Raw genomic sequence first — 24,884 nt, forward strand, 5'->3', positions numbered from 1 at the left:
GGATGAAAGCCTGGCGTGTGCTGTTGGCCCTGTCGTTTGTGCTGTTGAGTGGTTGCCTGGTGACGTTCAACGAGCCGATCCCGACCAACCAGCCGGCGCCCAAGGCCCTGCTCGGCAAATGGACCAGCAAGGACGCCTGGGGCGAGCCGCTGACGTTGCAGATCAGCCGCAGGGGCGACAACGCCTACAAGGCGGTGGCCACCGCCAAGGGCAAGAAGCCTGAAACCTACGCCTTCACCGTGGCCCGCCATGGCAACCGCTGGTACCTCTCGGCCGGCGTGCCCAAGCGTCTGGGGGGCAACTTCCTGATCGGCGGGTTCGAGGTGATCGACAACAAGCAACTGGTGATCTACAACCTGGATCTCGAGCAGATCAACCAGGCCCTGAAGAACAAGGAACTGAGCGGTCGCGCCATCGAGGTACCGGAGGAAAACGGCCAGGGCGTGCTCATCGACAGCCCGGCGGCGCGGGTGCTGGCCTACCTGGACGACCCGGCCAACTCCGACCTGTTCATCGAAGTCGCACGTTTTCAGCGGGCCGGCAAGTAGGCTGGCCAACACAAGGAGTTTCGGGTGGACGAGTACCAGCAGACGATACGCACCCTGTCTGATCGCATTGTCCTGGCGCAAACCCCCATTCGCGTACTCGATGCGGTGAAATGGGACGACAGCATTCGCCAGGGTTTCCTCAAGGCCAAGGGCCGGGAAATGCCGGCCGTGGACCGCGCCTACTATCAGGGCAGGCCCTTGTCGTTCGACTCCAGCGCGGTGAAGCTCGAGTTCCAGAACATCGAGCGCGACATCACCCGCCAGCTCGGCCAGTTCAACCCGGTCGGGCAGATCATGCGGCGCATGTGCAAGGAATACCGCATGGTGGTGCGCATGCTCGAGGCGCGCGGCACCGAAGACTTCGGCCTGATTTCCCAGGAGCTTTACGGCGCCGCCTCCGACGCCTTCCATGCCGGCGACCCGACCCTGGCCGACCTGGGCCTGATGCTCTCGGACTACCTGAACAACATCGACGGGCGCGGCGACCTCAAGGACGAACCCAAGGACCTCACCGCCAAGCAGGCCGTGGAGCTGCTCCAGGGCCGCCTGAACAAGGTGTTCGGCGAGGCCGAGGAAACCATCCGCGTGTTCGAGTCCGACGGTATCGTCGCCGACGCGGCGGCGGGCGCCGACTATATCAAGATCCGCAGCGACGCGATGTTCAACAGCCGCGACGTGCGCGCGCTGGAGGTGCATGAAGGGCTGGTGCACGTGGGCACCACGCTCAACGGCCTCAACCAGCCGATCTGCACCTTCCTGGCCAAGGGCCCGCCCTCGTCGACGGTGACCCAGGAAGGCCTGGCGATCCTGATGGAAGTGATCGCCTTTGCCTCCTACCCCAGCCGCCTGCGCAAGCTCACCAACCGCACCCGCGCCATCCACATGGTCGAGCAGGGGGCGGACTTCATGCAGGTGTACGAGTTCTTCCGTGCCCAGGGGTTTGAAATGGCCGAAAGCTATGGCAATGCCAGCCGCGTGTTCCGCGGCTCGGTGCCCAATGGCCTGCCATTCACCAAGGACTTGTCCTACCTCAAGGGCTTCATCATGGTTTACAACTACATTCAGTTGGCCGTGCGCAAGGGCAAGCTGGAGCAGATTCCGTTGCTGTTCTGCGGCAAGACCACCCTGGAAGACATGCGCACCCTGCGCCAACTGGTCGATGAAGGCCTGGTGGAGCCACCCAAGTACCTGCCCGAGCAGTTCCGCGACCTGAACGCGCTGTCGGCCTGGATGTGTTTTTCCAACTTCCTCAACCACCTGAGCCTGGACCGGATTGAAGCCGATTATTCGAACATTCTCTGAGCACTGGCGGGCCGGGCTGCTGGCCGCGCTGCTGAGCCTGGCCGGCTGCAGTTCGCTGTTGTTCTACCCCGAGCGTGGCCTGCCGTTCACGCCCGAGAAGGCCGGGCTGGCCTACCGCGACGTGAGCCTGACCACCGAGGACGGCACGCGCCTGCACGGCTGGTGGTTGCCGGCCAAGGCCGGGGTGCCGGTCAAGGGCACGGTACTGCACCTGCATGGCAATGGCGGCAACCTGGCCTGGCATCTGGGCGCCAGCTGGTGGCTGCCCGAGCAGGGCTACCAGGTGCTGCTGGTGGACTACCGGGGGTACGGGGTGTCCCAGGGCGAACCGACCCTGCCGGCGGTGTACCAGGACATCGCCGCGGCGCTGGACTGGCTGCAGCAGGCTCCCGAAGTGCAGGGCAAGCCGCTGGTGCTGCTGGGGCAGAGCCTGGGCGGGGCGATGGGCATTCACTACCTGGCGCAGCATCCCGAGCAGCGCCAGCGCTTCAAGGCCCTGGTGTTCGACGGGGTGCCGGCCAGCTACCGCAAGGTGGGCCAGTTTGCCCTGAGCACTTCCTGGCTGACCTGGCCATTCCAGGTGCCGTTGTCGTGGCTGGTACCCGATGGCGACAGCGCCATCGGGTCGATCGACCAGTTGAGCTCGCCGCCCAAGCTGTTCTTCCACAGCATCGACGACCCGATCGTGCCGTTGGCCAACGGCCTGGCGCTGTACCGCGCCGCGCCGCCACCGCGGGTTCTGCAACTGACCCGTGGCGGGCATGTGCAGACCTTCGCCGACAAGACCTGGCGCCAGGTGATGCTGCGCTTTCTGGATGACCCCGAGCATTTCAACGGGCTGCGGCGCTTGGCCGAAGTCCCCAATTACCCTGACGAGAAGTCGCAATGAGTGAAGAACGCAACGCCATCCCGCTGATCATTACCGGTATCTGCAGCATCATCGGTACGGTGGGCGTGCTCTGGTACTACGGCTACCTGCATTTCGCCAAGCCCCAGGATGCACTGTTGCTGGCCGACTACACCATGCTCAAGACGGTGCCGGGGGAGGACTACAAGATCTCGCTCAAGCCGGCGGCGCAGGTGGCGCAGTGCATCGATGGCGTGCTGGTGCTGTTCGACACCGAACAGAAGGGCCTGACCGGCGTGCTGGTGGACAACCGCAAGCAGGCGGTGCGCTGCATGGGGCAGGAGACGCCCCAGCAGGTCCAGCAGTAAGCGGTTCCCGGTACGCCGCGTGAATACCTGCGGCGTACCGGGCACGCGTCAGCTACGTGACGAAGGGCCCGGGCGCGGCTCGCGCAGAATGGTCCTGGTCAGTTCCATGCGGGCCTGTTCGACCCGTTTCATCAAGGCCTGGTAGGCCGCGCGGTATTCGCTGCTGTTGAGCGACAGCATGTCCGGCAGCGCTTCGTGCAGGCCCAGCCGACCACTCAGGTGCAGGATGTCGCGCAGGCGCGCCTGTTCATCCTCGCTCAAGGGCGGCGGCAGTTCTTCGTTGCTGACGGCGTCCAGGTATTCGCTGATTCGATCCCGCCAGCGGTTGACCTGCTCCAGTTGCGGTGACGCGGCAAAATCCAGGTAGCGCTGCCAGTAGGCCTGCCCATAGAGGTAGTCGGGCAACTGGCTCATCTGGGAGCGCAACACGGCCTCGCAGGCTTCATCGAGCATGGCCGGGGTAACCCAGCGGGTGTAGCCGGTGAAGGCCTGGGTGGCCGGCTGGTCGCGCAGCCCCAGGCGCGTGGTCAACGCGATCCTGAAATGCAGTTCGATTTCGCTGTAGTCGATCTGGTGCCCCAGGCGGCGCCAGCCCGGCAGGTTGGCGCTGACATGCTCGCGCAGGCGCAGTGCGCGCCAATGGCTGATCGCCATGTCGATCAGTTCGCCCTCGGCTGCAGCATCGCCCACGCTGGCCAGCGCCAGGTCGGCGTGCAGCAGGTTTTCCAGTTGCGAGAACACCACCGCATCGCGGTCGATGCAACTCACCGCCTCGAGTGCCACCTCATACAGGGTTCTGCGCAGGTCCTGGCCGAAAGCACCCCGGATCAATGCCTGGATTCGCGTGCGCATTGCCGTGTGCCTTGGCGGCAAGGCGTGCAGACGGTCCTGGCGCAGCAGCAAGGCGAAGAACTCGATCACCGCCGAGCCGTTGTCTTCGAGCAATTGCCGGGCCCGTGCCTGATCGTCAGCGGACATGCCTTCGAACAGGCGCGGTGCGTCGCGCAGTGCCGTGGCGTGGCGCACCGAGGCCGGTTCGACGTCGGTGGAGCCCTGCGAGTCGGAGCTGGCGCTGGATGCATCGGAGTCCTGCAGCGTGTTGCCCGTGGCGATCATGTCGTCCTCGAACCGCTGGCGCTGTGATTCGGGCAGGTACTCGTATGCCATGCGCAGGCCGCGTACAAGGCCGGCCCCTTCGGGCACGCTGGCAATGGCCAGCCCGCGCAGGTCGGCGCTGTGCACCCGGGGCAGTCGCTCAAGGCCCGTGGGCCACTGGTCGATGGGCGAGGCCAGGTACGACAGGTCGAGCTCTTCCAGGGCCTGCAGGCGGGTCACGTCCGGCATGCGTGAAAGCGGGTTGGCGGACAGGTCGAGGCTGACCAGGCGCTGCAGGCCACCCAGATCGATGATGTCCTGTTCGCTCAAGCTGATGAGGTTCTGCGCCAGGTTCAGGGTGTGCAGGTGCGTTGCCTGCTGCAGTGCGGCGAAAACGCCCTGTTCGAAGCGCGCGCTCGAGCCCTGCAGGGTCAGAATGCGCAGCGAGTCGCGGGTCAGCAGACGGGTCATGTGCTGGGCCGTCCAGCTGAAGTCGGGCACGTCGATGTCGTTCAGGATCAGGGTCTGCAAGCCGCTCAGGGTGCCCAGTTCGGCCAGGCGGGTCGGTGTCAGCCGGGTACGCGACAGGTTCAGGTGGCTGAGCCGGTGCAGGTTCTCCAGACCTTGCGGCAGCTCGGTCAGGGGCAGGTTGACCAGTTCCAGCCTGTGCAGGTTCGGAAAGCGCTGCACGAAGGCTGCCAGGCTGTCGATGCGCGGTGTATCCAGGACCCTCAGCGCCACCACTGCCGGCAACGTCACCGACAACGGTGGCAACGCCTGCTGGCTGTCGATGCGAACCTCGTCCCGCCGGCGCAGAATGCGGCATTCCCAGGCCCGCACCAGCTGCTGCGCCACCTCTGTGCGCTCGGCGCGGGCAGTGGCATCGGCACTTTGCTCGACCCACCGGTCCAGGCTGCCATCGAGTTGCAGGCGCTCCTGTTCCAGCTGCGTCACGTGCGCGCCGATGGGCTGGTTCTGGCTGAGCAGGTGGGCGATGTAGGCATTGACGTAGCGGCGCGCAATGGGCAGCCGATGGTGGCTGATCAGGCGTTCGAGGCGGGTATGCAGTGGTTCGCGATTGAACATGTTCTGCTCGCCACGGCTGGGACTGCGTTGGGCCGGGGCATTGGCGGTGGTGGTCAACCAGCTTCTTTGCACCGGCAGGCCCAGCAGCAGGCGGGCGCGGGTAGGGCGCGCCAGCGCCATCTCCATCAGGCGCTGGTGCAGGCGCTGCGGCTCGTTGAGTCCGAAGCCCAGCCGCGCACTGCGCGACTCGCCCAGTGCATGCAGCAATGCGCGGTAGAACCCGAACTCGCTGGTGTCCTGGGCCAGCAGCACCTGGGTCGCGCTGATTGCGTGCCAGCCCTCGTCTTCATCCAGGTACACCGAGGTGGTATCGACATCGGTCTGGCCCAGCGCTGCAAGCGGGGTGCCGAACCGTGCGCCGCTGCGCAGCAGCAGCGCGGTACCGGCCGGCCAGTGGTCCAGGTGTTCGAGCAGGCGCACGGCCAGGATGAAGGTGTCCTGGTTGATCGAGGCCGGCTGGGTAAAGCCCTCCAGGGCATTGCTCAGGCGCGCGTCATGGTCGAGGGCACGCGCCTGCTCGGCCACGTCCAGAGGCAGGGGCAGCGGCGGGGTCGCCTGCAGCGGGGCATAGATGCGCTGGCGGTTTTCGTCCAGCAGTCGTTGCGCGACACTCAGTGGCAGGTTCGGATAGCGTTGCTGGAGCTCCAGCACCGCATGATCGGTATCCAGTTGTGCCAGTTCGAAGCGGTGCAAGGCGATCGCCCGATTGAGCCGAGGTGACCAGGCATCGTACAGGTCGGCCGGCGGCGGGTTGCAGCCAGTGGTGCAGGGAGTGGCGGTGTCGCCGGGGGGAGGGGTCGAATCGCCGCTGCGACGGGTCCGCCTCGATGCCGGTTCCTTGCCCAGATAGACGGCCACGGCCCGGTAGAAGGCCTGCAGCTGGGGCACATCATCGATTTCGGGTACCGCCAGCCCCTGGGCGATCAGGGCCATGCTGCGCGCTACCTGGTCCTGAATGCGTGCCCGCTGCAGCACATGCACCAGCAGCGCGGGCGCGGGTCGGTCGCGCAGGTACATCTGGCGCAGGCTTGAATTGTCAGCCCCGCTGACGCGACCCAGCTCCAGCAGGCGCGCATCGTCGAAGCCGGCCGCGAGCGGCCCCATGCGACGCAGCAGCGACAGGCGTTCCCAGCGCTGGGGCTGCTCGTGGCGATGGTGCCAGGCTCCGGCACCGTTGTGGTACAGAGGCGGGCAGTAGGCATCCTTGTCGGTGGGGTGGCGTATCTGCCAGTGGCCCTCGGGGGCCTGCTCCACCCGGTAGAACGCCTGGTTGATCATGATCGCCTTGTGCACGCCCTGGGTGTAGAGCCCCATGGTATCGGGTTGCCCGGTCGGGGAGCTGGCGGCGTCAAGGCGGTAACTGCTCAGGTCGGGTAGCCAGCGCCGATAGTCGGCGGGTGCCGGCTTGATCACACGCAGCGGTGTGACCCACTGCGAAGGTGCCTGGCCTTCGTCTTCCTCGGTGCAGCACAGGCCCGCGCCGGCGCCGATCAGCAGATGCGCTTCGAGAGCGCTGGCGAACGGGGTGCACAGGGTGTTCAGGCTGTCGGCCTGCTGCGGTGTGGTCGGGATCAGCAGGCGCGCATCGTCGAGCAGGCGCTCGATCATGTGCTTCTGCACGAACCAGCGCAGCCCCTGGTCCAGGGCGCTGGTGTCCATCGGCAGGTCCAGCATCGCGTCGCTGGCCTGCCAGCTGCTCACCACCCGCTGCTGGTGACGCAGGGGGATGAAGCGCAGAAAGTACTGCTGGAAGGCGGTGCTCGCCAGCGCGCCACGCAGGTTGGAAAAGAAGTGCGTGCGCGAGGGGTACTGCTTCAGCGGGTGCTGCGGGTGGCCCGGCATGTACGCGACGCACGGGGCATCGTCCACCGGCGGGCCGAGCAGAAGGATGCCGGGCACCAGCAGGTCGTCGAACAGCCTGAGCGATGTGCACACCGTTACATCCGGGCCGAAGTACGGGCCCTGTTGCGGGAACTCCACCGAACCGTCCGGATAGGCGCCGATGATCCACTCGAGCAGCTGCCTGCCTTGCCTGCCCAGGTGGCCCCGGATGTGCGCGATGCTGTATTCCTCGCGCAGGGTCGCCAGGTAGGCATCCTGCTTGGCGTCAAGCAGCGTACGGCGCTGGAGCATGGCCTGCAGGTAGGTCAGGTAGACCTCGTCCAGGCTCCTGCGCTGCTGCACGCGATGGAACACCTGTGCGGTGACGGTGGCGAAGTCCTTCGCAGACAGGTCCAGAAGGTTGTAGGTGTACAGGCTCTGAACCTTCGCGAATGCCTGCGTTGCCCGCCGTCGGGCCAGTCGGCCCAGTACCTGGTACTGGTGCAGCTGGCGTCGTTGCTCGGGGCTGGCCTGCTGCAGCCAGGCCGGTTGCTCCTGGGTTTCAAGCGGCGAGAACAGGGTATCGAATTGACGCACCTGCGCGTCGGTGTTGGAAGTGGGCATGGTGCACAGTCCTTGTGGAGGGGGAATGTGGCATTGATCCAGAGGCCCGGCAGGTGGCGGTGGTAGTTATTTGCGCAAGGGGCAGGCAAAAAAAATCCCGCCCTGTAACAGGCGGGATTCTGCGGGTTGCTCAGCCTGTCAGTAGGCTTTGCTTACCGAGCGTGGCGCTACCGGCTGGTTGTCGTTGGAGATGGTGACCTCCACGCGACGGTTCTGCGCACGGCCCGAGTTGCTGGAGTTGTCAGCCACCGGGAACTCCTTGCCGTAGCCCTGGGCCACGATGCGCGATGGGTCTACGCCGGCACGTACCAGTGCGGTGCGAACCGCGTTGGCGCGACGCTCGGACAGCGACTGGTTGTAGCTGGCAGAGCCCTTGCTGTCGGTGTAGCCCTCGACGATCACCTTGCGGTCAGGGTTTTCCTGGAGGAACTGCGCCAGGGTGGTGATGTTCGGCAGGGCGCTGCTTTTCAGGTTGGCCTTGTCGAAGTCGAACAGCACGTCGCCGAAGGTCACCAGGGTGCCGCGTTCGGTCTGCTTGGCGTTGAGGCTGTTCTGCAACTGCTTGATTTGCGCATCACGGGCATCCAGGCGGGCCTGGGCGCGTTTGGCGGCAGCACTTTTCAGGTTGTTCTCGGCGTCACGCAGGGCGATGGTCTGCTTGGCCACTTCCACGCGCTGGTTGGTCAGGTAGGCGAGCTGGTCGACTTTCTTCTCGTCTTCCTTGTTCATGTAGGCCTGGTCGGCCTTGTTCAGCCAGTCTTGCGCGTCCTTGGTTTCCAGCGCCGCGACCTTGCTCGCCTGCGGGTTGCTCTGCAGGGCGGAGAAGTTGGTCCGGGCGGATTCCAGGTTCGGGTTAGGCGGCGTGGAGCAGGCAGCCAGACCAACGCTCAAGGCCAGAAGGGCGGGGATCATCACGTGTTTACGCATAGTGGGTCATCCTTTATCGATTACGAATGCATGGGTCGGTGAGGCGAGCGGCTTACTGCACGCTGCGCATGCCTTCCTCACGCAGGTCCTGCACGCCCTGGTTGGCGTCCTGCACCGCTTTTTCGGCCTTGGCCGCCTGGGCTTTGCGCTCGGCGACGCGAGCGTCCCATTCGGCCTGTTCGGCCAGGCGCTTGGCCTCGTCGTACTTCTTGTCATGCATGGCGATTTCAGCTTGTTTGAGCTTGTCCTGAGCCGCCTTCATTTCCACCGCCGCGAACTCGGTACCGCCCGCGCTGACGGCGGAGTTCACCGCTGACTGCGTTACGGCGTACTGCTCGGTTGGCGGATTGCCTGCGCAGCCGGCCAGAACCAGGCTGCTGCCCAATGCCAGCGCAGCCAGCTTGAGCCCGCGCAGTTGGGTGAAGGAGGTTTTTTCGGTGCGGGTCTTCATGGTGGTCAACTCCATTGGATCACTCCTGATGAACAACGAATTCCGTAACAATCCATCGGCATGGCCCGTCAGCCTGGGGAACACGATATGCCCGTAGCTTAGGGGTTTTGCCGTAATGGCTATTGGCTGTGACCGAAGCGTTTTTTGAATAGTTCAGAAAAAAGTCTCGCCTTATCGTGTTTTTATCTGACTGATCGGTCAGTAGGTTTTCGGGGGAACTTTGCAGCGCGTGCGTAGTACGCGTGCCTGTATGGGTATAGACGGGGTTTGTGGTTCGGGCCATCAAAGGGCCTTGAATGCGGGGTTCTCGAGGCGGCTGCACGGCCCGTTGCAGAGGCCTGCGGGCTGTGGCGCTCCACAGCGCAGCCCGCAGTCGGCCAGCGGATCACTAGTGCGCCGGCCCGTCCTTGCGCTCACTCATGTCGCGCAGGTAACGGCGTGACAACGCCAGAAACCGAGGGGTGGGGCCGACGTCTTCGTAGAGCGGATTGTCGTCCTCGTCGGTGGCGATCACCTGCTGGCCCTTCACATACGGAAAGCTCGCCTCAAGCTCCTCCAGCGCCGCGCCGAGCAATTCGCCCAGCAACTCTTCGGGCCGGCGCTTGGGGTACATTTCGCTCAGCGCCGCCAGGCGCGCCGCCGCTTCGACGTCCAGGTGCAGGACGTGGCCGGTGGCGCTCAACGGGCCCTTGGCGCTGTGTTCCCAATGCTCGGCTAAATCACGGATCTTCATGGTGGCCTCCCACAGGTGGATGTGTTCGTTAGAGCATCGCCACCGCACATAGTTTGGTTGCATCGCCCACCCGGCTTGAAAGCCCAACCTCGACGGGGCACTCTGGACCCAGAGCTGTTTTCCCAGGATGCGGAGGCAAGGCTGATGACCGATATCGATGTGCGCTTGCGAGAAGATGTTCACCTGTTGGGCGAGTTGTTGGGCGACACCGTGCGCGAGCAGTACGGCGAAGCCTTTCTGCAAAAGATCGAAGACATACGTCGCAGCGCCAAGGCCGACCGCAGCGGCAGTGCCGAGCAGCTGAGTTCGACCCTGAACGATCTTGCCGAAGACGAACTGCTGCCGGTGGCGCGGGCCTTCAACCAGTTCCTCAACCTGGCCAACATCGCCGAGCAGTACCAGCTGATTCGCCGTCGTGATGCCGACCAGCCCGCGCCGTTCGAGTCGCGCGTGCTGCCCGAGCTGCTGGCCAGGCTCAAGGCCGCCGGGCACAGCGACGACGCCCTGGCTCGCCAGCTGGGCAAGCTCAGCATCGAGCTGGTGCTGACCGCCCACCCGACCGAAGTCGCGCGCCGTACGCTGATCCAGAAGTACGACGCCATCGCCGCGCAACTGGCCGCCCAGGACCACCGCGACCTGACCCCCGCCGAACGCGACCAGGTGCGCCAGCGTCTGCAACGGCTGATCGCCGAGGCCTGGCACACCGAAGAGATCCGCCGTACCCGGCCGACCCCGGTGGACGAAGCCAAATGGGGCTTCGCGGTGATCGAGCACTCGCTCTGGCACGCCATCCCGCATCACCTGCGCAAGGCTGACAAGGCGCTGCACGAGGCCACTGGCCTGCGCCTGCCGCTGGAGGCTGCGCCGATCCGCTTCGCCTCGTGGATGGGCGGCGACCGTGACGGCAACCCCAATGTCACCGCCAAGGTCACCCGCGAAGTACTGCTGCTGGCGCGCTGGATGGCCGCCGACCTGTTTTTGCGCGACATCGATTCGTTGGCCGCCGAACTTTCGATGCAGCAGGCCAGCGAGGCGTTGCGTGCCAAGGTCGGTGATTCGGCCGAGCCTTACCGCACCCTGCTCAAGCAACTGCGTGATCGCCTGCGGGTGACGCGGGCCTGGGCCCAGAGCTCGCTGGCCAGCCCGCAGCCGGCCCCCGCCGAGGTACTGCACGACAACCGCGACCTGTTCGAGCCGCTGCTGCTGTGCTTCGAATCGCTGCACGCGTGCGGCATGGGCGTGATCGCCGATGGCCCGCTGCTCGACTGCCTGCGCAGGGCCGTTACCTTCGGGCTGTTTCTGGTGCGCCTGGACGTGCGCCAGGACGCCGCCCGGCACGCCGACGCACTCAGCGAGATCACCGAGTACCTGGGCCTGGGGCGCTACGCCGACTGGGATGAAGACGCGCGTATCCGTTTCCTGCAGCAGGAGCTGAGCAACCGCCGGCCGCTGCTGCCTGGCGACTTCAAGCCCCAGGCCGATACCGCCGAGGTGCTCGCCACCTGCCGCGAGGTGGCCGCCGCACCTGCCGCTTCGCTGGGCTCCTACGTGATCTCGATGGCCGGCGCCGCTTCCGACGTGCTGGCCGTGCAACTGCTGCTCAAGGAAGCCGGCGTGCGCCGGCCGATGCGCGTGGTGCCGCTGTTCGAAACCCTGGCCGACCTGGACAACGCCGGCCCGGTGATGGAGCGCCTGCTCGGCCTGCCGGGCTATCGCGCCAGCCTGCACGGGCCGCAGGAGGTGATGATCGGCTATTCCGATTCGGCCAAGGATGCCGGCACCACCGCGGCGGCCTGGGCGCAGTATCGTGCCCAGGAAACCCTGGTGCGCATCTGCCGTGAAGAACAGGTCGAACTGCTGCTGTTCCACGGTCGCGGCGGCACCGTGGGGCGTGGTGGCGGCCCGGCGCATGCGGCGATCCTGTCGCAGCCGCCGGGCTCGGTGGCGGGGCGCTTCCGTACCACCGAGCAGGGCGAGATGATCCGCTTCAAGTTCGGCCTGCCGGACATCGCCGAGCAGAACCTCAACCTGTACCTGGCTGCGGTGCTGGAGGCGACCCTGCTGCCGCCACCGCCGCCGCAACCGGCCTGGTGCGAACTGATGGACCAGCTGGCCGCCGACGGCGTGAAGGCCTACCGTGGCGTGGTGCGCGACAACCCCGAGTTCGTCGAGTACTTCCGTCAGTCCACCCCGGAACAGGAACTCGGCCGCCTGCCACTGGGCAGTCGCCCGGCCAAGCGGCGCGCGGGCGGCATCGAGAGCCTGCGGGCGATCCCGTGGATCTTCGGCTGGACCCAGACGCGCCTGATGCTGCCCGCCTGGCTGGGCTGGGAGGCGGCGCTGAACAACGCGCTGGCCCGTGGCCAGGGCGAACTGCTGGCCGAGATGCGCGAACAGTGGCCGTTCTTCCGCACCCGCATCGACATGCTCGAGATGGTGCTGGCCAAGGCCGACGCCGACATCGCGCGCTTCTACGACGAACGTCTGGTGCAACCGCAACTGCGACCTTTGGGTGCCCATCTGCGCGACCTATTGTCGCAGGCGTGCCAGGTGGTGCTGGGTCTCACGGGGCAGCCGGTGCTACTGGCGCACAGCCCTGACACCCTCGAATTCATCCGCCTGCGCAACACCTATCTGGACCCACTGCATCTATTGCAGGCCGAGCTGCTGGCACGCTCGCGCGCACGCGAAGCCGCTCTGGACAGCCCCTTGGAACAGGCGCTGCTGGTGACTGTGGCGGGTATTGCGGCAGGTCTGCGCAACACCGGTTGAGGGCGGGGCAGGGGTGGCGCGCCAGTGCCCGGCGCGCGCCCCGAGCACCCGGGCGAAGCGGTTTCGCCCCCGGTTGCGCCGGGCGCAACCCGGGCACGAACGGGCCTCACGCAGTATTTTTTTCCGACTTTCGACCGCTTGTGTGGTCCGGGTGCGCTGTGTATCTTGAGCAGCCTTTTGACCGATTTGCGGTCATCACCCGATTCTTGGGATTGGCCCTGAGTGGCGAATCCATTGATTTGCTTATAAAAAATTGAGGAGCACAAGATGCGCGTAATTCTGCTGGGAGCTCCCGGGGCCGGTAAAGGTACTCAGGCAAAGTTCATCACCGAGAAGTTCGGTATTCCCCAGATTTCCACCGGCGACATGCTGCGTGCCGCGGTCAAGGCCGGCACCCCGCTGGGTCTGGAAGCCAAGGCGATCATGGACGCCGGCAAGCTGGTGTCCGACGAGCTGATCATCAACCTGGTCAAGGACCGCATCGCTCAGGCCGACTGCGCCAAGGGTTTCCTGTTCGACGGTTTCCCGCGCACCATTCCCCAGGCTGAAGCCCTGGTGAGCGCCGGCGTCGAGCTGGATGCCGTGGTCGAGATCGCCGTTGCCGACGAAGAGATCGTCCAGCGTATCGCCGGCCGCCGCGTGCACGAAGGTTCGGGTCGCGTGTACCACGTGGTCTACAACCCGCCGAAGGTTGAAGGCAAGGACGACGAGACCGGCGAGCCGCTGATCCAGCGCAAGGACGACACCGAAGAAACCGTGCGTCATCGCCTGTCGGTCTACCACGAGCAGACCAAGCCGCTGGTGGACTTCTACCAGAAGCTGTCGGCTGCCAACGGTGGCAAGCCCAAGTACAGCCACATCGAAGGCGTGGGCTCGGTCGATGCCATCACCGCCAAGGTGCTGGCCGCTCTGAGCTGATCACCGCTCGGATGTGCACACAACGGCCCGCTTGCGGGCCGTTGTTGTTTATAATGCCGTTCTTTTTTCTTGCCCCCTGGAACCCCCGATGACCACCTTGCTGGCCCTGGATACCGCCACTGAAGCCTGCTCCGTTGCCTTGCTGCATGACGGCAAGGTGCTCAGCCACTATGAGGTGATCCCGCGCCTGCATGCGCAGAAGCTGCTGCCGATGATCCAGACGATGCTGGCCGAAGCGGGCATCGCCCTGTCGGCCGTCGATGCGATTGCCTTCGGCCGCGGCCCCGGCGCCTTTACCGGGGTGCGGATCGCCATCGGCGTGGTGCAGGGCCTGGCGTTCGCCCTCGAGCGTCCGGTGCTGCCGGTGTCCAACCTGGCGCTGCTGGCCCAGCGCGCGTTGCGCGAGCACGGCGCAGAGCAGGTGGCGGCGGCGATCGATGCGCGCATGGACGAGGTGTACTGGGGCTGCTACCAGCAGCAGGCCGGCGAAATGCGCCTGCTGGGCAGCGAGGCGGTGCTGGCCCCCGAACAGGTCAGCCTGCCGCCGGGCGCGGCCGGCGACTGGTTCGGTGCCGGTACCGGCTGGGGCTACGCCGAGCGCCTGCCGGTGGCCGTCAGTGGCCAGGACGCCGGCATGCTGCCCCACGCCCTCGACCTGCTGACCCTGGCGCGGTTCGCCTGGGACCGGGGCGAAGGTATTGCGCCCGATCTCGCCCAACCGGTGTACCTGCGCGACAAGGTGGCCACGCCCAAGGCGCGGTAAACCGCTGGTCGTCTATCGCCGTTGCGCATAAACCTTTTGCTCGATATGTGGTCCAGTTATCAGTCGGGCATTTGCGAAGTCTCTCAGGTGCCGCTAAATTGCCATCATTGCTCCTGAGTAATCGTTCATGCGTGTCGACGGCTTCTCTTCCCAGTCCTATCCGATCAAGCGCCCGCTGCGCAAGCCGCCGGTGCGCGAAGAGGACGTGGACGAAGACCTGCCGGGCGAGTTCGAGGCGCAGCCGTCGCCATCAGGTGCTGCAGGCGGCGCCAGCCGCAGCGGCCTGCCGGTGCGCCAGCAGGACATGATCTTCCCGCGGGCGCGCAACAAGCGCACCGCCCAGGCCCTGGCCAGCTACCTGACCACTGCCGGCTTCGTGGACTGGGAGATGGAAGTGCTGGGGTTGGACCTGTACATTTGAGGCATGACGCCTTTACCTTACTTTCTCGGTTGCCCGTCCTGGAGTGAAAACGCCTGGCGCGAGTACCTGTACCCCGCCGACGCCAGACCCAGCGACTTTCTCGGCCTCTACTGCCAGGTGTTCAATGCGGTGGAGGGCAACACCACCTTCTATGCGCGCCCCGCGCCCGCCACCCTGGAACGCTGGGCGCAGATCATGCCCGCGCACTTTCGCTTCACCGCCAAGTTCCCCGGCGACATCAGTCATGCAGACGACCTGCGTCAGCAATGCGTGGCCGCGCAAACCTTCATCAACCTGCTCAAGCCGCTGGGCGCCCGTGTGGCGCCCTACTGGTTGCAGCTGCCTGCCAGCTTCGGTCCGGCACGCCTGGGCGAGCTGGTGGCGTTCATCGACGAGGTGGACGTGCCGCTGGCGGTGGAGGTGCGCAACAAGGCCTTCTTCGCCAAGGGTGAGGAGGAACGTCTGCTCAATCGGCTGTTGCTCGATCGCGGCGTCGAACGCATCTGCCTGGACCCGCGTGCCCTGTTCAGTTGCACCTCGCGCGATCCGGGCGTGCTGCATGCCCAGTCCAAGAAACCGCGGGTGCCGCCACGCCCTGCCGCCTTCAGCCAGAGCCCGCAGGTGCGCTTCATCGGCCACCCGGAACTGGCGGCCAACGAGCCGTTTCTGCTGCCGTGGCTGGACAAGGTCGCGGCCTGGATCGAGGAGGGGCGCACCCCGTACGTTTTCCTGCATACTGCCGACAACCGCCTGGCAGCCGCGCTGGCGCAGCGTTTTCATCAGGGCCTGATGGAGCGCCTGCCCGGCTTGCCGGCCTTGCCTGAACTGCACAGGGCGCCCGCAGCCGAGCAGCTTGGCCTGCTCTGACCGCCCCGTACCGCCTGCTCTGGAGTTGTGATCATGGATGTGCAAACCCTGCGTGCCGAAGCCTTCAAGGCGCTGCATGAACGTGATGGCGCCTTTGTCATCCCCAACCCCTGGGATGCAGGCTCGGCCAAGCTGCTGGCCAGCCTCGGCTTCGAGGCGCTGGCCACCACCAGCGCCGGCCTGGCGTTCTCGCTGGGGCGCCCCGATGCCGAAGGCGCCATGAGCCTGGAGGAAACCCTGGGCAACGCGCGCAGCATCGTCGATGCCACCGCTCTGCCGGTGGCTGCAGACCTCGAGAACGGCTTCAGCGATACGCCCAAGGGCTGCGCCGAGGCCATCCTGCAGGCCGCCGCTGTGGGGCTTGTAGGCGGCTCCATCGAGGATGCCAGCGGCAACCCGCAAGAGCCGATCTATGGCTTTCATCAGGCAGTGGAGCGCGTCGAGGCAGCCGTTGCGGCGGCGCGCAGCCTGGAGTTCCCGTTCACCCTGTGTGCCCGCGCCGAAAACCTGCTGCACGGGCGCCTGGACCTGGACGACACCATCAAGCGCCTGCAGGCCTTTGCCGAGGCCGGTGCCGATGTGCTGTACGCGCCGGGCTTGCGCAGCGCCGAGGAGATTCGCCAGGTGGTGCAGGCCGTGGCGCCCAGGCCGGTCAACGTGCTGATGGGGCTGAGCGGGGTGGACCTGAGCGTAAGCGACCTGCAGGCGCTCGGGGTCAAGCGCATCAGCGTCGGCTCGTCGCTGGCGCGTGCGGCCTACGGCGCGTTCTTCCACGCCGCCGAACGGATCCAGCAGCAGGGCCGCTTCGACTATGCCGAACAGGCGCTGCCGTTCGACCAGCTCAACCAGTTGTTCAGGCGCTGATCATGCGGGGAGTGGGCATTTTCCTGGTGATAGCGATGGCTGCGGGGTTGGTGGCCTGGCAACAGGGCTGGCGCCTGCCGGCTGCCTGGAACCCGTGGGCGGTGCTGGACGTCAAGGCGCCCCCGAACCTGCTGACCCCCTACAAGCTGAGCCGCCTGCAGGATGACCCCAGGCTTTGCGAACAGGCCCTGGCCACCTCGACGCTGCGCTACAGCAAGCAGGCCGACAGCGCGCCAGATGTGGCCTGCCCGCTGCACAACGTGGTGCGGGTGCAGGGCTCGGGCGTGCGCCTGAGCAGCAGTTTTCTGGCCAGTTGCCCGGTGGCGGTGGCCTTCGCGCTGTTCGAGCGCCACGGCCTGCAACCGGCCGCGCAGCGTGCATTCGGCCAGGCGGTGGTGCAGGTCGATCACCTGGGCAGTTTTGCCTGTCGCAATATGTACGGGCGCAAGGAAGGGCGGCGCAGCCAGCATGCCAGCGCCAATGCGCTCGACATCGCCGGGTTCAGGCTGGCCGATGGGCAGCGCATCGAGGTGCTGCGCGACTGGCCGGGTGAGGGGGTGAAGGCGAAGTTTCTACGCGAGGTGCAGGCTGGCGGCTGCGACAGTTTCAACACGGTGCTGGGGCCTGACTACAACGCTGCCCACCGCAACCACTTCCACCTGGATATGGGCTTCTGGCAGATCTGCCGTTAGGCGGCGATGCGCACGTTGTTCAGTACCACCGGACGGGCCCAGCTGAGGTCGAACTCCAGCTCCGACTGCTGCTTGAGCAGCGTGGCCTGGTCGAACGGCTCCGGCGCCGGGTCGAGCAGGCTGGCTTCCAGCTCCGCGATCGGCAGGTGCAGCGGGTAGGGTTGCGGCGCCGGGCCTGGCTGCGGCAGCGGATGACCCTGGCTCATCACCACCGGGCGCACCCAGTTGTTGCTGATGTCCAGCTGGCGCTGCTGCTCTACCAGTTCCAGCGCGCTGAATGGCGGCGCAGGCTTGTCCAGCAGGTCCAGTTCGAATTCGGCAATCGGCAGGAACAGCGGCTCGGGCGGGGCGACGATGGTGTCGTGCACGTCGCACAGGCGCTGGCTGTGGATCTGCGCCAGGGTCTGGCTGCCGGCAATCGGTTCGCCGGTGACGGTGTCGACCTCGGGGACCGCCAGCTGACCTTCCTGCGCACCTTCACCCTGCTGCTCTGCCAACGCCTGGGCAAAGAAGTCCTGCCACAGGTGGCTGACGCCGCCGAGGGTCTGGGTGTTGTGCCGGGCAAAGTCGCCGACGGGCGACAAATAACCGGAAGGGAGCTGAAGAATGTCTGACATGGCAGTCGAAGGCTGTCCGGGTCTGGCAAAATAGCGATTACTGCGGTTATCGGCACAGGCCGGCAATCATTTAATTTTTTTGTGTGGGGAAGGTGAGCGGTGGAGCAACTGGCGGACGGCGGTATCCGGGTCGAGGCGTTGGCTGCCGAGTATCAGGCACAGGCCGAGCACTGGGCGGTGCGCCTGGGCTTGCCGCTGCAGGATGCGTCGGCGGCCTTTGCCGTGCAGGTGGGCGAGACCGGCCTGCAGATCCAGCAGTTGGGCCCGCAGGCACCGGGCCCGGTGCGGGTGGATTTCGTCGAGGGCGCGGCGGCCCATCGTCGGGTGTTCGGCGGGGGCAGCGGGCAGATGATCGCCAAGGCGGTCGGCATCGCCCAGGGCGTGCGCCCACGGGTGCTGGATGCCACGGCAGGGCTGGGCAAGGACGCCTTCGTGCTGGCCAGCCTGGGCTGCCAGATGCAACTGATCGAGCGCCAGCCGCTGGTGGCGGCGCTGCTCGAGGATGGCCTGGCGCGTGCGGCAGCGGATGCCGAGGTGGGCCCCATCGTGGCCCGCATGCAGCTGCTGGCAGGCAACTCCATCGAGCGCATGCGCGACTGGCAGGGCGAACCGCCGCAGGTGATCTACCTCGATCCGATGTTCCCGCACCGCGACAAGAGCGCCCTGGTGAAAAAGGAGATGCGCGTATTCCGCCCGCTGGTGGGCGATGACCTGGATGCACCGGCACTGCTGGAGGCCGCCCTGGCCCTGGCCATCCACCGGGTGGTGGTCAAGCGCCCGCGCAAGGCGCCGATCATCGACGGGCCCAAGCCCAGCCATAGCCTGGAAGGCAAGTCGAGCCGCTACGACATCTACCCCAAGAAAGCCCTCAAGCCCTGACTAGGGGCGGTAGGCCCGCAAAAACACCGCCACCACGTCCTGCACATGTGCCTCGGCAGCCTCGGCGTCCAGCGCCGGGGAGTAGCCGAGCAGCAGGCGATAGTTCGGCGCCCCCTTGAGCAGGCAGAAGAAGTGCTCGGCCGCCCTGGCCGGCTGCTCGATACGCAGCAGGCCATGCTGGTCGACGCGCTGCAGCAGTGCTTCCATCTCGCGCAGCACGCGCAACGGGCCGGCTTCGAAGAAGATCTGGCTGAGCTTGGGGTCCTGGGTGCCCAGGGCCATGATCAGGCGGCTGAGCTTGACCGATTGATCGCTGTTGATCAGCGCCTGGAAGCCGCGCCCGATGTTCAGCAGGACCTGCTCCACCGACGTGCCTTCGGTCAGTTCGAAGAACAGTTCGGGCAACTGGGCCGTGCAGGTGGCCACGATCGCCGAGGAGAACAGTGTCTCCTTGTCGTTGAAGTGGCTGTAGACCGTCAGTTTCGAAACCCCTGCCGCATTCGCGACCGCATCCATGCTGGTGTTGGCGTAACCGTGGGTGAGAAACAGGGCTTTGGCCGCCTCGAGGATGGCCTGGCGCTTGGCGAGGTCCTTGGGCCGGCCGGGGCCGTTGGGGGCGCTGGTTTCGTTTGGCATGAATGACACGTACAGGTTCGTTAAGGGGTACAGGGTACACCGTGGTCGCCGCCAGGGGGCTGCAATCTGCGCTTTGAACGCCTATCAGCGCCAGTGATGGCGGGTGGAAGTGGCTTTTTCGGCTCCACGGAGGGCCCAGGCGGCAGGTCCAGGTGTCAGTTCGGTGCGTGCGACGACCCTGAAATTTCTGTCCGACAATCGCTTCCCGGCGCCGTTGCGCTGATTTACTATACCCGCCGGTATAAATATTAGATGCGCTACTCACGGAAGGTTCTCGATCATGTTGCGCCATGCCTTGCCCCTTGCATTCCCGCTTACCCTTGCCTTGCTGCTGAGCGGCTGCGGGCAGGAGAGTCCCCCGCCAAGCACCCTGCGCCCGGCCATGGTGGTGCAGCCGCAGCTGTCCACGGCGGCGGTCGACAGCTATCCCGGCGAAGTGCGCGCCCGGCTCGAGCCGGAGTTGGCGTTTCGTATTCCCGGCAAGGTCAGCAAGCGCCTGGTGGAGGAGGGCCAGCGGGTCAAGGCCGACCAGCCATTGGCCGAGCTCGACCCGCAGGACGTGCGCCTGCAGCTGGAGGCCAGCCGCGCGCAGATGGCGGCGGCCCAGGCCAACCTGAGCCTGGTCAAGGCCGAGCGCGACCGCTACCAGACCCTGCTGGAGCGCCAGATGGTCAGCCGCTCGCAGTTCGACAACGCCGAAAACCTGTACCGCGCAGGCCTGGCGCGAGCCAACCAGGTGCGCGCCGAATTCGATGTGGCCGGCAACCAGGCCGGCTATTCGGTGCTGCGCGCGCCACAGGACGGGGTGGTGGCCAAGCGTCAGGTCGAGGTGGGCCAGGTGGTGGCTGCCGGGCAGACCGTGTTCACCCTGGCCGCCGATGGCGAGCGCGAGGTGCTGATCAGCCTGCCGGAGCAGAACTTCGGCCGCTTCAAGGTCGGCCAGCCGGTGTCGGTGGAGCTGTGGTCGCAACCGGATACGCGCTTCGAGGGTCGCATCCGCGAGCTGTCGCCGGCCGCCGACCCGCGGTCACGTACCTTCGCTGCGCGCATCGCGTTCGCGGCCGGCAAGGTGCCCGCAGAACTGGGGCAGAGCGCACGGGTGTTCATCCAGCACGCCGAGCAGGTGCCGCTGGCGGTGCCGATGTCGGCCCTGAGCGCCGAGAACGGCCAGACCTACGTGTGGCGGGTGGAGCCTGACAATACGCTCAAGCGCACCGTGGTGCGGGTTGGCGCCTACGGCCAGGCCAGCGTGCCGGTGCTCGAAGGCCTCAAGCCCACCGATTGGGTGGTGGCGGCTGGCGGCCATGTGCTGCACGAGGGGCAGCAGATACGACCGGTGGACCGGTCCAATCGCGTGGTGAATCTGGCGGCCAAGGAGTAAGTCCCGATGGGTTTCAACCTTTCCGCCTGGGCGCTGCGCAATCGCCAGATCGTGCTGTTCCTGATGGTGCTGCTGGCCCTGGTCGGCACGCTTTCGTATACCAAGCTGGGCCAGAGCGAAGACCCGCCGTTCACCTTCAAGGCCATGGTGATCAAGACCAACTGGCCGGGGGCGAGCGCCGAGGAAGTCTCGCGCCAGGTCACCGAACGCATCGAGAAGAAGCTGATGGAGACGGGCGAGTACGAGAAGATCGTCTCGTTCTCGCGCCCTGGTGAGTCCCAGGTCACTTTCATGGCCCGCGACTCGATGCATTCCAAGGATGTTCCCGAGCTGTGGTACCAGATCCGCAAGAAGGTCGCGGACATTCGCCACACCTTGCCGCCGGGTATCCAGGGGCCGTTCTTCAACGACGAGTTCGGCACCACCTTCGGCAATATCTATGCACTGACCGGTGAAGGCTTCGACTACGCGGTGCTCAAGGACTACGCCGACCGCGTGCAGATCCAGCTGCAACGGGTAAAGGATGTGGGCAAGGTCGAGCTGCTCGGCCTGCAGGACGAGAAGATCTGGATCGAGCTGTCGAACCTCAAGCTGGCGACCCTGGGCCTGCCGCTTGAAGCCGTGCAGCAGGCGCTGGAAGAACAGAATGCGGTGACCACCGCAGGCTTTTTCGAAACCCCCAGCGAGCGCCTGCAACTGCGCGTGAGCGGGCGTTTCGAGACGGTGGAGCAGATCGAGCAGTTCCCCATCCGGGTGGGCGAGCGCACCTTCCGTATCAGCGATGTGGCCGATGTGCGCCGCGGTTTCAACGATCCGCCCGCGCCACGCATGCGCTTCATGGGCGAAGACGCCATCGGCCTGGCGGTATCGATGAAGGCCGGTGGTGACATCCTGGTGCTGGGCAAGGCCCTTGAGGTCGAGTTTGCCCGTATCTCGGCCAATCTGCCGGCCGGCATGCAGCTGCGCAAGGTGTCCGACCAGCCGGCCGCCGTGAAAACCGGCGTAGGCGAGTTCGTGCAGGTGCTGGTGGAAGCACTGGCCATCGTGCTGCTGGTGAGCTTCTTCTCGCTGGGCATGCGCACCGGCCTGGTGGTGGCGCTGGCGATTCCGCTGGTGCTGGCGATGACGTTTGCCGCGATGTATTACCTCGGGATCGGCCTGCACAAGATTTCCCTGGGGGCGCTGGTGCTGGCGCTGGGGCTGTTGGTGGATGACGCGATCATTGCGGTGGAGATGATGGCGATCAAGATGGAGCAGGGCTTCGATCGCTTCAAGGCCGCCAGCTACGCCTGGACCAGCACCGCCTTCCCGATGCTCACCGGCACCCTGATCACCGCGGCGGGCTTTCTGCCGATTGCCACGGCGCAGTCGGGCACGGGCGAGTACACCCGCTCGATCTTCCAGGTGGTGACCATTGCCCTGATTGCCTCGTGGATCGCCGCCGTGGTGTTCGTGCCGTACCTGGGCGAGCGGCTGCTGCCAGACCTGGCCAAGCTGCACGCGGCCAAGCACGGCACCACCGATGGCGCCACCGACCCCTATGGCACGCCGTTCTACCAGCGTGTACGGCGGCTGGTGGGCTGGTGCGTGGCGCACCGCAAGACGGTGATCGTGGCGACCCTGGGCCTGTTCGTGCTCAGCGTGCTGTCGTTTCGCTTCGTGCCCCAGCAGTTCTTCCCGGCCTCCGGACGGCTGGAGCTGATGGTCGACCTGAAGCTGGCCGAGGGCGCCTCTCTGAGCAACACCGCCGAGCAGGTCACGCGCCTGGAGGCCCTGCTCAAGGAGCGCGCCGGCATCGACAACTATGTGGCCTACGTGGGCACCGGCTCGCCGCGCTTCTACCTGCCCCTGGACCAGCAGTTGCCGGCGACCAGCTTCGCCCAGTTCGTGGTGCTGGCCAAGACCATCGAGGAGCGCGAGGCGCTGCGCAGCTGGCTGATCGAGACCCTGAACGAGCAGTTCCCGGACCTGCGTTCGCGGGTCACACGCCTGGAAAACGGCCCGCCCGTGGGCTACCCGGTGCAGTTCCGGGTCACCGGCGAGCACATCGAGGAGGTGCGTGCACTGGCGCGCAAGGTGGCGGCCCGGGTGCGCGAGAACCCGCATGTGGTGAACGTGCACCTGGACTGGGAAGAGCCGAGCAAGGTGATCTACCTGAGTATCGACCAGGACCGTGCCCGGGCCCTGGGGATCAGCACCGCGCACCTGGCCAAGTTCCTGCAAAGCTCGCTGACCGGTTCGTCGGTCAGCCAGTTCCGCGAAGACAACGAGCTGATCGAGATCCTGCTGCGCGGCACGCGCCAGGAACGCACCGAGCTGACCAACCTGTCGAGCCTGGCGGTGCCCACCGAGAATGGGCGCAGCGTTGCGCTGTCGCAGGTGGCGACGCTGGAGTACGGCTTCGAGGAAGGCATCATCTGGCACCGTAATCGCCTGCCGACGGTGACGGTACGTGCCGACATCTATGGCAAGGAGCAGCCGGCGACCCTGGTCAAGCAGATACTGCCGACCCTGGAGCCGGTGCGTGCCGAGCTGCCGGATGGCTACCTGCTGGAAGTGGGCGGTACGGTGGAGGATTCGACCCGCGGGCAGAACTCGGTGAATGCCGGGGTGCCATTGTTCATCGTGGTGGTGTTGAGCTTGCTGATGGTGCAGTTGCGCAGCTTCTCGCGCACGGTGATGGTGTTCCTCACCGCGCCATTGGGGCTGATCGGGGTGGTGCTGTTCCTGATGGTGTTCCGCCAGCCGTTCGGCTTCGTGGCGATGCTGGGCACCATTGCGCTGTCGGGGATGATCATGCGCAACTCGGTGATTCTGGTGGACCAGATCGAGCAGGACATCGCGGCCGGGCTGGACCGTTGGCAGGCGATCATCGAGGCCACGGTGCGGCGCTTCCGGCCGATCGTGCTGACCGCGCTGGCGGCGGTGCTGGCGATGATTCCGCTGTCGCGCAGCGTGTTCTTCGGGCCGATGGCGGTGGCGATCATGGGCGGGCTGATCGTGGCCACGGCGTTGACGCTGCTGTTCCTGCCGGCGCTGTATGCGGCGTGGTTCAAGGTGCGCAAGCCCTGAGAAGGCGTTCGCCGGCAAGGCCGGCTCCTACGGGGGCACTGCGCATCCTGTAGGAGCCGGCCTTGCCGGCGAAGGGCCCTAGAGGGCGCCGAAGACCTTCTTGGCCAGGCTGGTAGCCGCGGCCGCCGGGTTCTGGCGGATCGTCGCTTCCTGCTTGCCGATCATCTCGAACAGGCCATCCAGCGCCTGCTCGGTCACATAACCCTCGACGTTGGCGTTCTTGCTGTCCAGCAGGCCCAGCGACGAGGCCTGCCCGGCAAAGCTGTTGTACTGCTTGGCCAGGCCGACCTGGTCGGTGGCCTGCTTGACGATGGGCAGGAACTTGGCACGGATCTGCTCGCGGCTGGTCTTGTTCAGGTACTGGGTGGCCGAATCGTTGCCACCGCTGAGAATACCCTTGGCGTCGGCTACGCTCATCTTCTTGACCGCATCCACCAGCAACGCCTGGGCCTGCGGTACTGCCGCCTCGGCCGCCTTGTTCATGCTGGCTTCGAGCTGGTCGACCTCGGCGCCCATGCCGAATTTCTTCATGGCCTTGGCAGCCTTGCCCAGGTTGCCCGGCAGCTCGATGCGCACGTCCGGGTTGTTGCTGAAGCCGCCTGGGGTGCCCAGTTGCTTGACGGCAATCTGCGCACCCTGGGTCAGGGCATCCTTGAGGCCGCCGGTGGCGTCCTTCTGCGACAGGTCGCCGAGTGACAGGGCCAGCGCACTGGCCGACAACAGCAGGCCGGCACACAGGCCGGTAAAGGTAAGAGCAGGGCGGAACATGGCAGCATCCTTATCCAAAGGCAAAAAGGGGATCAGCGAACGGCGTCGACCTTGATTCGTACAGGCTGGGCGTCGCTACCGTCCAGCTGCACGCCGTGGTGTTCGGTGTTGATGAACAGCAGCTTGCCGTCCAGCTCGATGCGCGCGCTCACGGCATAGCGGTGGCCCGGCTTGACCTGTGCCGGGTCGTAGCTCAGGTGAAACGGCAGGGGCACCTGGCCTTTTACCGGGCCGCTCTGGTTGGCCAGGGTGACAGCTGGCGCATCGGCCAGCGACACGTCCTGCAGGCTGACGCTCAGGGTGGCTGCCGGTGGCAGGGCGATGCGCTGCAGGTAGAACACCTCGCCGTCCAGGCTGGCCTTCGAGGGTGACGGGGTGCTGCTGCAGGCGGCCAGCAGGCTGCCCAGCACAGCCAGGGTCAATTTCTTCATC

General features: G+C 66.0%; 22 protein-coding genes. 14 read left to right on the plus strand and 8 right to left on the minus strand.

The window, feature by feature from the left end:
• Positions 1-2: 2 nt before the first annotated feature.
• Genes N0B28_RS05945 through N0B28_RS05960 form a run of 4 tightly spaced genes read left to right on the plus strand, consistent with a single transcriptional unit; the run spans position 3 to position 3,065 of the window.
• Entirely contained in the window at positions 3-548 is a 546-nt protein-coding gene (locus N0B28_RS05945) for a hypothetical protein (protein WP_275730872.1), read from the plus strand.
• A 24-nt stretch (positions 549-572) separates the two neighbouring features.
• Positions 573-1,850 carry a flavohemoglobin expression-modulating QEGLA motif protein gene (locus N0B28_RS05950; RefSeq protein ID WP_088514554.1) on the plus strand — a complete coding sequence of 426 codons (1,278 nt, stop codon included), beginning with the start codon at positions 573-575 and terminating at the stop codon, positions 1,848-1,850.
• Positions 1,822-2,739, plus strand: coding sequence for an alpha/beta hydrolase (locus tag N0B28_RS05955; RefSeq protein ID WP_275730875.1), 918 nt, complete (start codon positions 1,822-1,824; stop codon positions 2,737-2,739). The genes N0B28_RS05950 and N0B28_RS05955 overlap by 29 nt, the downstream gene beginning before the upstream one ends.
• Positions 2,736-3,065 carry a hypothetical protein gene (locus N0B28_RS05960; protein WP_043863218.1) on the plus strand — a complete coding sequence of 110 codons (330 nt, stop codon included), beginning with the start codon at positions 2,736-2,738 and terminating at the stop codon, positions 3,063-3,065. The genes N0B28_RS05955 and N0B28_RS05960 overlap by 4 nt, the downstream gene beginning before the upstream one ends.
• Positions 3,066-3,113: 48 nt before the next feature.
• Here N0B28_RS05960 and N0B28_RS05965 read toward each other — a convergent pair whose 3' ends face one another.
• From N0B28_RS05965 to N0B28_RS05980, 4 genes are all read right to left on the minus strand, one after another.
• On the minus strand, positions 3,114-7,691 hold the full coding sequence (locus N0B28_RS05965; RefSeq protein ID WP_275730877.1) for an NEL-type E3 ubiquitin ligase domain-containing protein: 4,578 nt from the start codon (positions 7,689-7,691) through the stop codon (positions 3,114-3,116).
• 138 nt (positions 7,692-7,829) lie between these two features.
• Entirely contained in the window at positions 7,830-8,618 is a 789-nt protein-coding gene (locus tag N0B28_RS05970) for an OmpA family protein (RefSeq protein WP_043863220.1), read from the minus strand.
• A 52-nt stretch (positions 8,619-8,670) separates the two neighbouring features.
• Complete coding sequence (locus N0B28_RS05975; protein ID WP_043863221.1) at positions 8,671-9,084, minus strand: DUF4398 domain-containing protein; 414 nt, start codon at positions 9,082-9,084, stop codon at positions 8,671-8,673.
• Positions 9,085-9,457: 373 nt separating this feature from the next.
• Entirely contained in the window at positions 9,458-9,802 is a 345-nt protein-coding gene (locus N0B28_RS05980; RefSeq protein ID WP_116053046.1) for a pilin assembly protein, read from the minus strand.
• A gap of 144 nt (positions 9,803-9,946) precedes the next feature.
• On the opposite strand from N0B28_RS05980, the gene ppc reads away from it, so the two are divergent.
• From ppc to N0B28_RS06015, 7 genes are all read left to right on the plus strand, one after another.
• Positions 9,947-12,574, plus strand: coding sequence for a phosphoenolpyruvate carboxylase (ppc, locus tag N0B28_RS05985; RefSeq protein WP_116053049.1), 2,628 nt, complete (start codon positions 9,947-9,949; stop codon positions 12,572-12,574).
• Positions 12,575-12,841: 267 nt separating this feature from the next.
• Positions 12,842-13,492 carry an adenylate kinase gene (gene adk, locus N0B28_RS05990; RefSeq protein ID WP_043863224.1) on the plus strand — a complete coding sequence of 217 codons (651 nt, stop codon included), beginning with the start codon at positions 12,842-12,844 and terminating at the stop codon, positions 13,490-13,492.
• A gap of 88 nt (positions 13,493-13,580) precedes the next feature.
• Positions 13,581-14,255, plus strand: a complete 675-nt coding sequence (gene tsaB, locus N0B28_RS05995; RefSeq protein ID WP_043863225.1) for a tRNA (adenosine(37)-N6)-threonylcarbamoyltransferase complex dimerization subunit type 1 TsaB — start codon at positions 13,581-13,583, stop codon at positions 14,253-14,255.
• Positions 14,256-14,382: 127 nt separating this feature from the next.
• Complete coding sequence (locus tag N0B28_RS06000; RefSeq protein ID WP_043863226.1) at positions 14,383-14,676, plus strand: hypothetical protein; 294 nt, start codon at positions 14,383-14,385, stop codon at positions 14,674-14,676.
• Between the two features lie 3 nt (positions 14,677-14,679).
• Positions 14,680-15,543, plus strand: a complete 864-nt coding sequence (locus N0B28_RS06005) for a DUF72 domain-containing protein (protein ID WP_104571835.1) — start codon at positions 14,680-14,682, stop codon at positions 15,541-15,543.
• A gap of 33 nt (positions 15,544-15,576) precedes the next feature.
• A complete protein-coding gene (locus N0B28_RS06010; RefSeq protein WP_043863228.1) occupies positions 15,577-16,407 on the plus strand; it encodes an isocitrate lyase/phosphoenolpyruvate mutase family protein in 831 nt (276 codons plus the stop codon).
• Positions 16,408-16,409: 2 nt separating this feature from the next.
• The gene (locus N0B28_RS06015) at positions 16,410-17,099 is read left to right on the plus strand and encodes an extensin family protein (protein WP_104571834.1); all 690 of its coding nucleotides are present in this window, start codon (positions 16,410-16,412) and stop codon (positions 17,097-17,099) included.
• On the opposite strand, the gene N0B28_RS06020 is transcribed toward N0B28_RS06015, so the two are convergent.
• Positions 17,096-17,716, minus strand: coding sequence for a hypothetical protein (locus tag N0B28_RS06020; RefSeq protein WP_043863230.1), 621 nt, complete (start codon positions 17,714-17,716; stop codon positions 17,096-17,098). The two genes, N0B28_RS06015 and N0B28_RS06020, sit on opposite strands and share 4 nt — an antisense overlap.
• A 99-nt stretch (positions 17,717-17,815) precedes the next feature.
• Between N0B28_RS06020 and N0B28_RS06025 the strand changes: the two genes are divergently transcribed.
• The gene (locus tag N0B28_RS06025; protein WP_275730890.1) at positions 17,816-18,595 is read left to right on the plus strand and encodes a class I SAM-dependent methyltransferase; all 780 of its coding nucleotides are present in this window, start codon (positions 17,816-17,818) and stop codon (positions 18,593-18,595) included.
• Here the strand turns inward: N0B28_RS06025 and N0B28_RS06030 are convergent, their stop codons facing one another.
• Complete coding sequence (locus N0B28_RS06030) at positions 18,596-19,231, minus strand: TetR/AcrR family transcriptional regulator (RefSeq protein ID WP_043863232.1); 636 nt, start codon at positions 19,229-19,231, stop codon at positions 18,596-18,598. It lies immediately after the preceding gene.
• Positions 19,232-19,511: 280 nt separating this feature from the next.
• Here N0B28_RS06030 and N0B28_RS06035 point away from each other — a divergent pair, with 280 nt between their 5' ends.
• Both N0B28_RS06035 and N0B28_RS06040 read left to right on the plus strand, forming a co-directional pair.
• A complete protein-coding gene (locus N0B28_RS06035; RefSeq protein ID WP_275730894.1) occupies positions 19,512-20,612 on the plus strand; it encodes an efflux RND transporter periplasmic adaptor subunit in 1,101 nt (366 codons plus the stop codon).
• Positions 20,613-20,618: 6 nt separating this feature from the next.
• On the plus strand, positions 20,619-23,684 hold the full coding sequence (locus N0B28_RS06040; RefSeq protein ID WP_043863234.1) for an efflux RND transporter permease subunit: 3,066 nt from the start codon (positions 20,619-20,621) through the stop codon (positions 23,682-23,684).
• A 78-nt stretch (positions 23,685-23,762) separates the two neighbouring features.
• Here N0B28_RS06040 and N0B28_RS06045 read toward each other — a convergent pair whose 3' ends face one another.
• A complete protein-coding gene (locus tag N0B28_RS06045; protein ID WP_043863235.1) occupies positions 23,763-24,452 on the minus strand; it encodes a DUF4197 domain-containing protein in 690 nt (229 codons plus the stop codon).
• Positions 24,453-24,484: 32 nt separating this feature from the next.
• On the minus strand, positions 24,485-24,883 hold the full coding sequence (locus tag N0B28_RS06050) for a YbaY family lipoprotein (RefSeq protein ID WP_043863236.1): 399 nt from the start codon (positions 24,881-24,883) through the stop codon (positions 24,485-24,487).
• Position 24,884 lies beyond the last annotated feature (1 nt).

This window comes from Pseudomonas sp. SD17-1 (assembly GCF_029201585.1).
GTDB lineage: Bacteria > Pseudomonadota > Gammaproteobacteria > Pseudomonadales > Pseudomonadaceae > Aquipseudomonas > Aquipseudomonas palmensis.

Coding starts and splice junctions, on each gene's coding strand:
- N0B28_RS05945 (WP_275730872.1), top strand. CDS start 3: ATGAAAGCCTGGCGTGTGCTGTTGGCCCTGTCGTTTGTGCTGTTGAGT.
- N0B28_RS05960 (WP_043863218.1), top strand. CDS start 2,736: ATGAGTGAAGAACGCAACGCCATCCCGCTGATCATTACCGGTATCTGC.
- N0B28_RS05965 (WP_275730877.1), bottom strand. CDS start 7,691: ATGCCCACTTCCAACACCGACGCGCAGGTGCGTCAATTCGATACCCTG.
- N0B28_RS05970 (WP_043863220.1), bottom strand. CDS start 8,618: ATGCGTAAACACGTGATGATCCCCGCCCTTCTGGCCTTGAGCGTTGGT.
- N0B28_RS05975 (WP_043863221.1), bottom strand. CDS start 9,084: ATGGAGTTGACCACCATGAAGACCCGCACCGAAAAAACCTCCTTCACC.
- N0B28_RS05980 (WP_116053046.1), bottom strand. CDS start 9,802: ATGAAGATCCGTGATTTAGCCGAGCATTGGGAACACAGCGCCAAGGGC.
- ppc (WP_116053049.1), top strand. CDS start 9,947: ATGACCGATATCGATGTGCGCTTGCGAGAAGATGTTCACCTGTTGGGC.
- adk (WP_043863224.1), top strand. CDS start 12,842: ATGCGCGTAATTCTGCTGGGAGCTCCCGGGGCCGGTAAAGGTACTCAG.
- tsaB (WP_043863225.1), top strand. CDS start 13,581: ATGACCACCTTGCTGGCCCTGGATACCGCCACTGAAGCCTGCTCCGTT.
- N0B28_RS06000 (WP_043863226.1), top strand. CDS start 14,383: ATGCGTGTCGACGGCTTCTCTTCCCAGTCCTATCCGATCAAGCGCCCG.
- N0B28_RS06005 (WP_104571835.1), top strand. CDS start 14,680: ATGACGCCTTTACCTTACTTTCTCGGTTGCCCGTCCTGGAGTGAAAAC.
- N0B28_RS06010 (WP_043863228.1), top strand. CDS start 15,577: ATGGATGTGCAAACCCTGCGTGCCGAAGCCTTCAAGGCGCTGCATGAA.
- N0B28_RS06015 (WP_104571834.1), top strand. CDS start 16,410: ATGCGGGGAGTGGGCATTTTCCTGGTGATAGCGATGGCTGCGGGGTTG.
- N0B28_RS06020 (WP_043863230.1), bottom strand. CDS start 17,716: ATGTCAGACATTCTTCAGCTCCCTTCCGGTTATTTGTCGCCCGTCGGC.
- N0B28_RS06030 (WP_043863232.1), bottom strand. CDS start 19,231: ATGCCAAACGAAACCAGCGCCCCCAACGGCCCCGGCCGGCCCAAGGAC.
- N0B28_RS06035 (WP_275730894.1), top strand. CDS start 19,512: ATGTTGCGCCATGCCTTGCCCCTTGCATTCCCGCTTACCCTTGCCTTG.
- N0B28_RS06040 (WP_043863234.1), top strand. CDS start 20,619: ATGGGTTTCAACCTTTCCGCCTGGGCGCTGCGCAATCGCCAGATCGTG.
- N0B28_RS06045 (WP_043863235.1), bottom strand. CDS start 24,452: ATGTTCCGCCCTGCTCTTACCTTTACCGGCCTGTGTGCCGGCCTGCTG.
- N0B28_RS06050 (WP_043863236.1), bottom strand. CDS start 24,883: ATGAAGAAATTGACCCTGGCTGTGCTGGGCAGCCTGCTGGCCGCCTGC.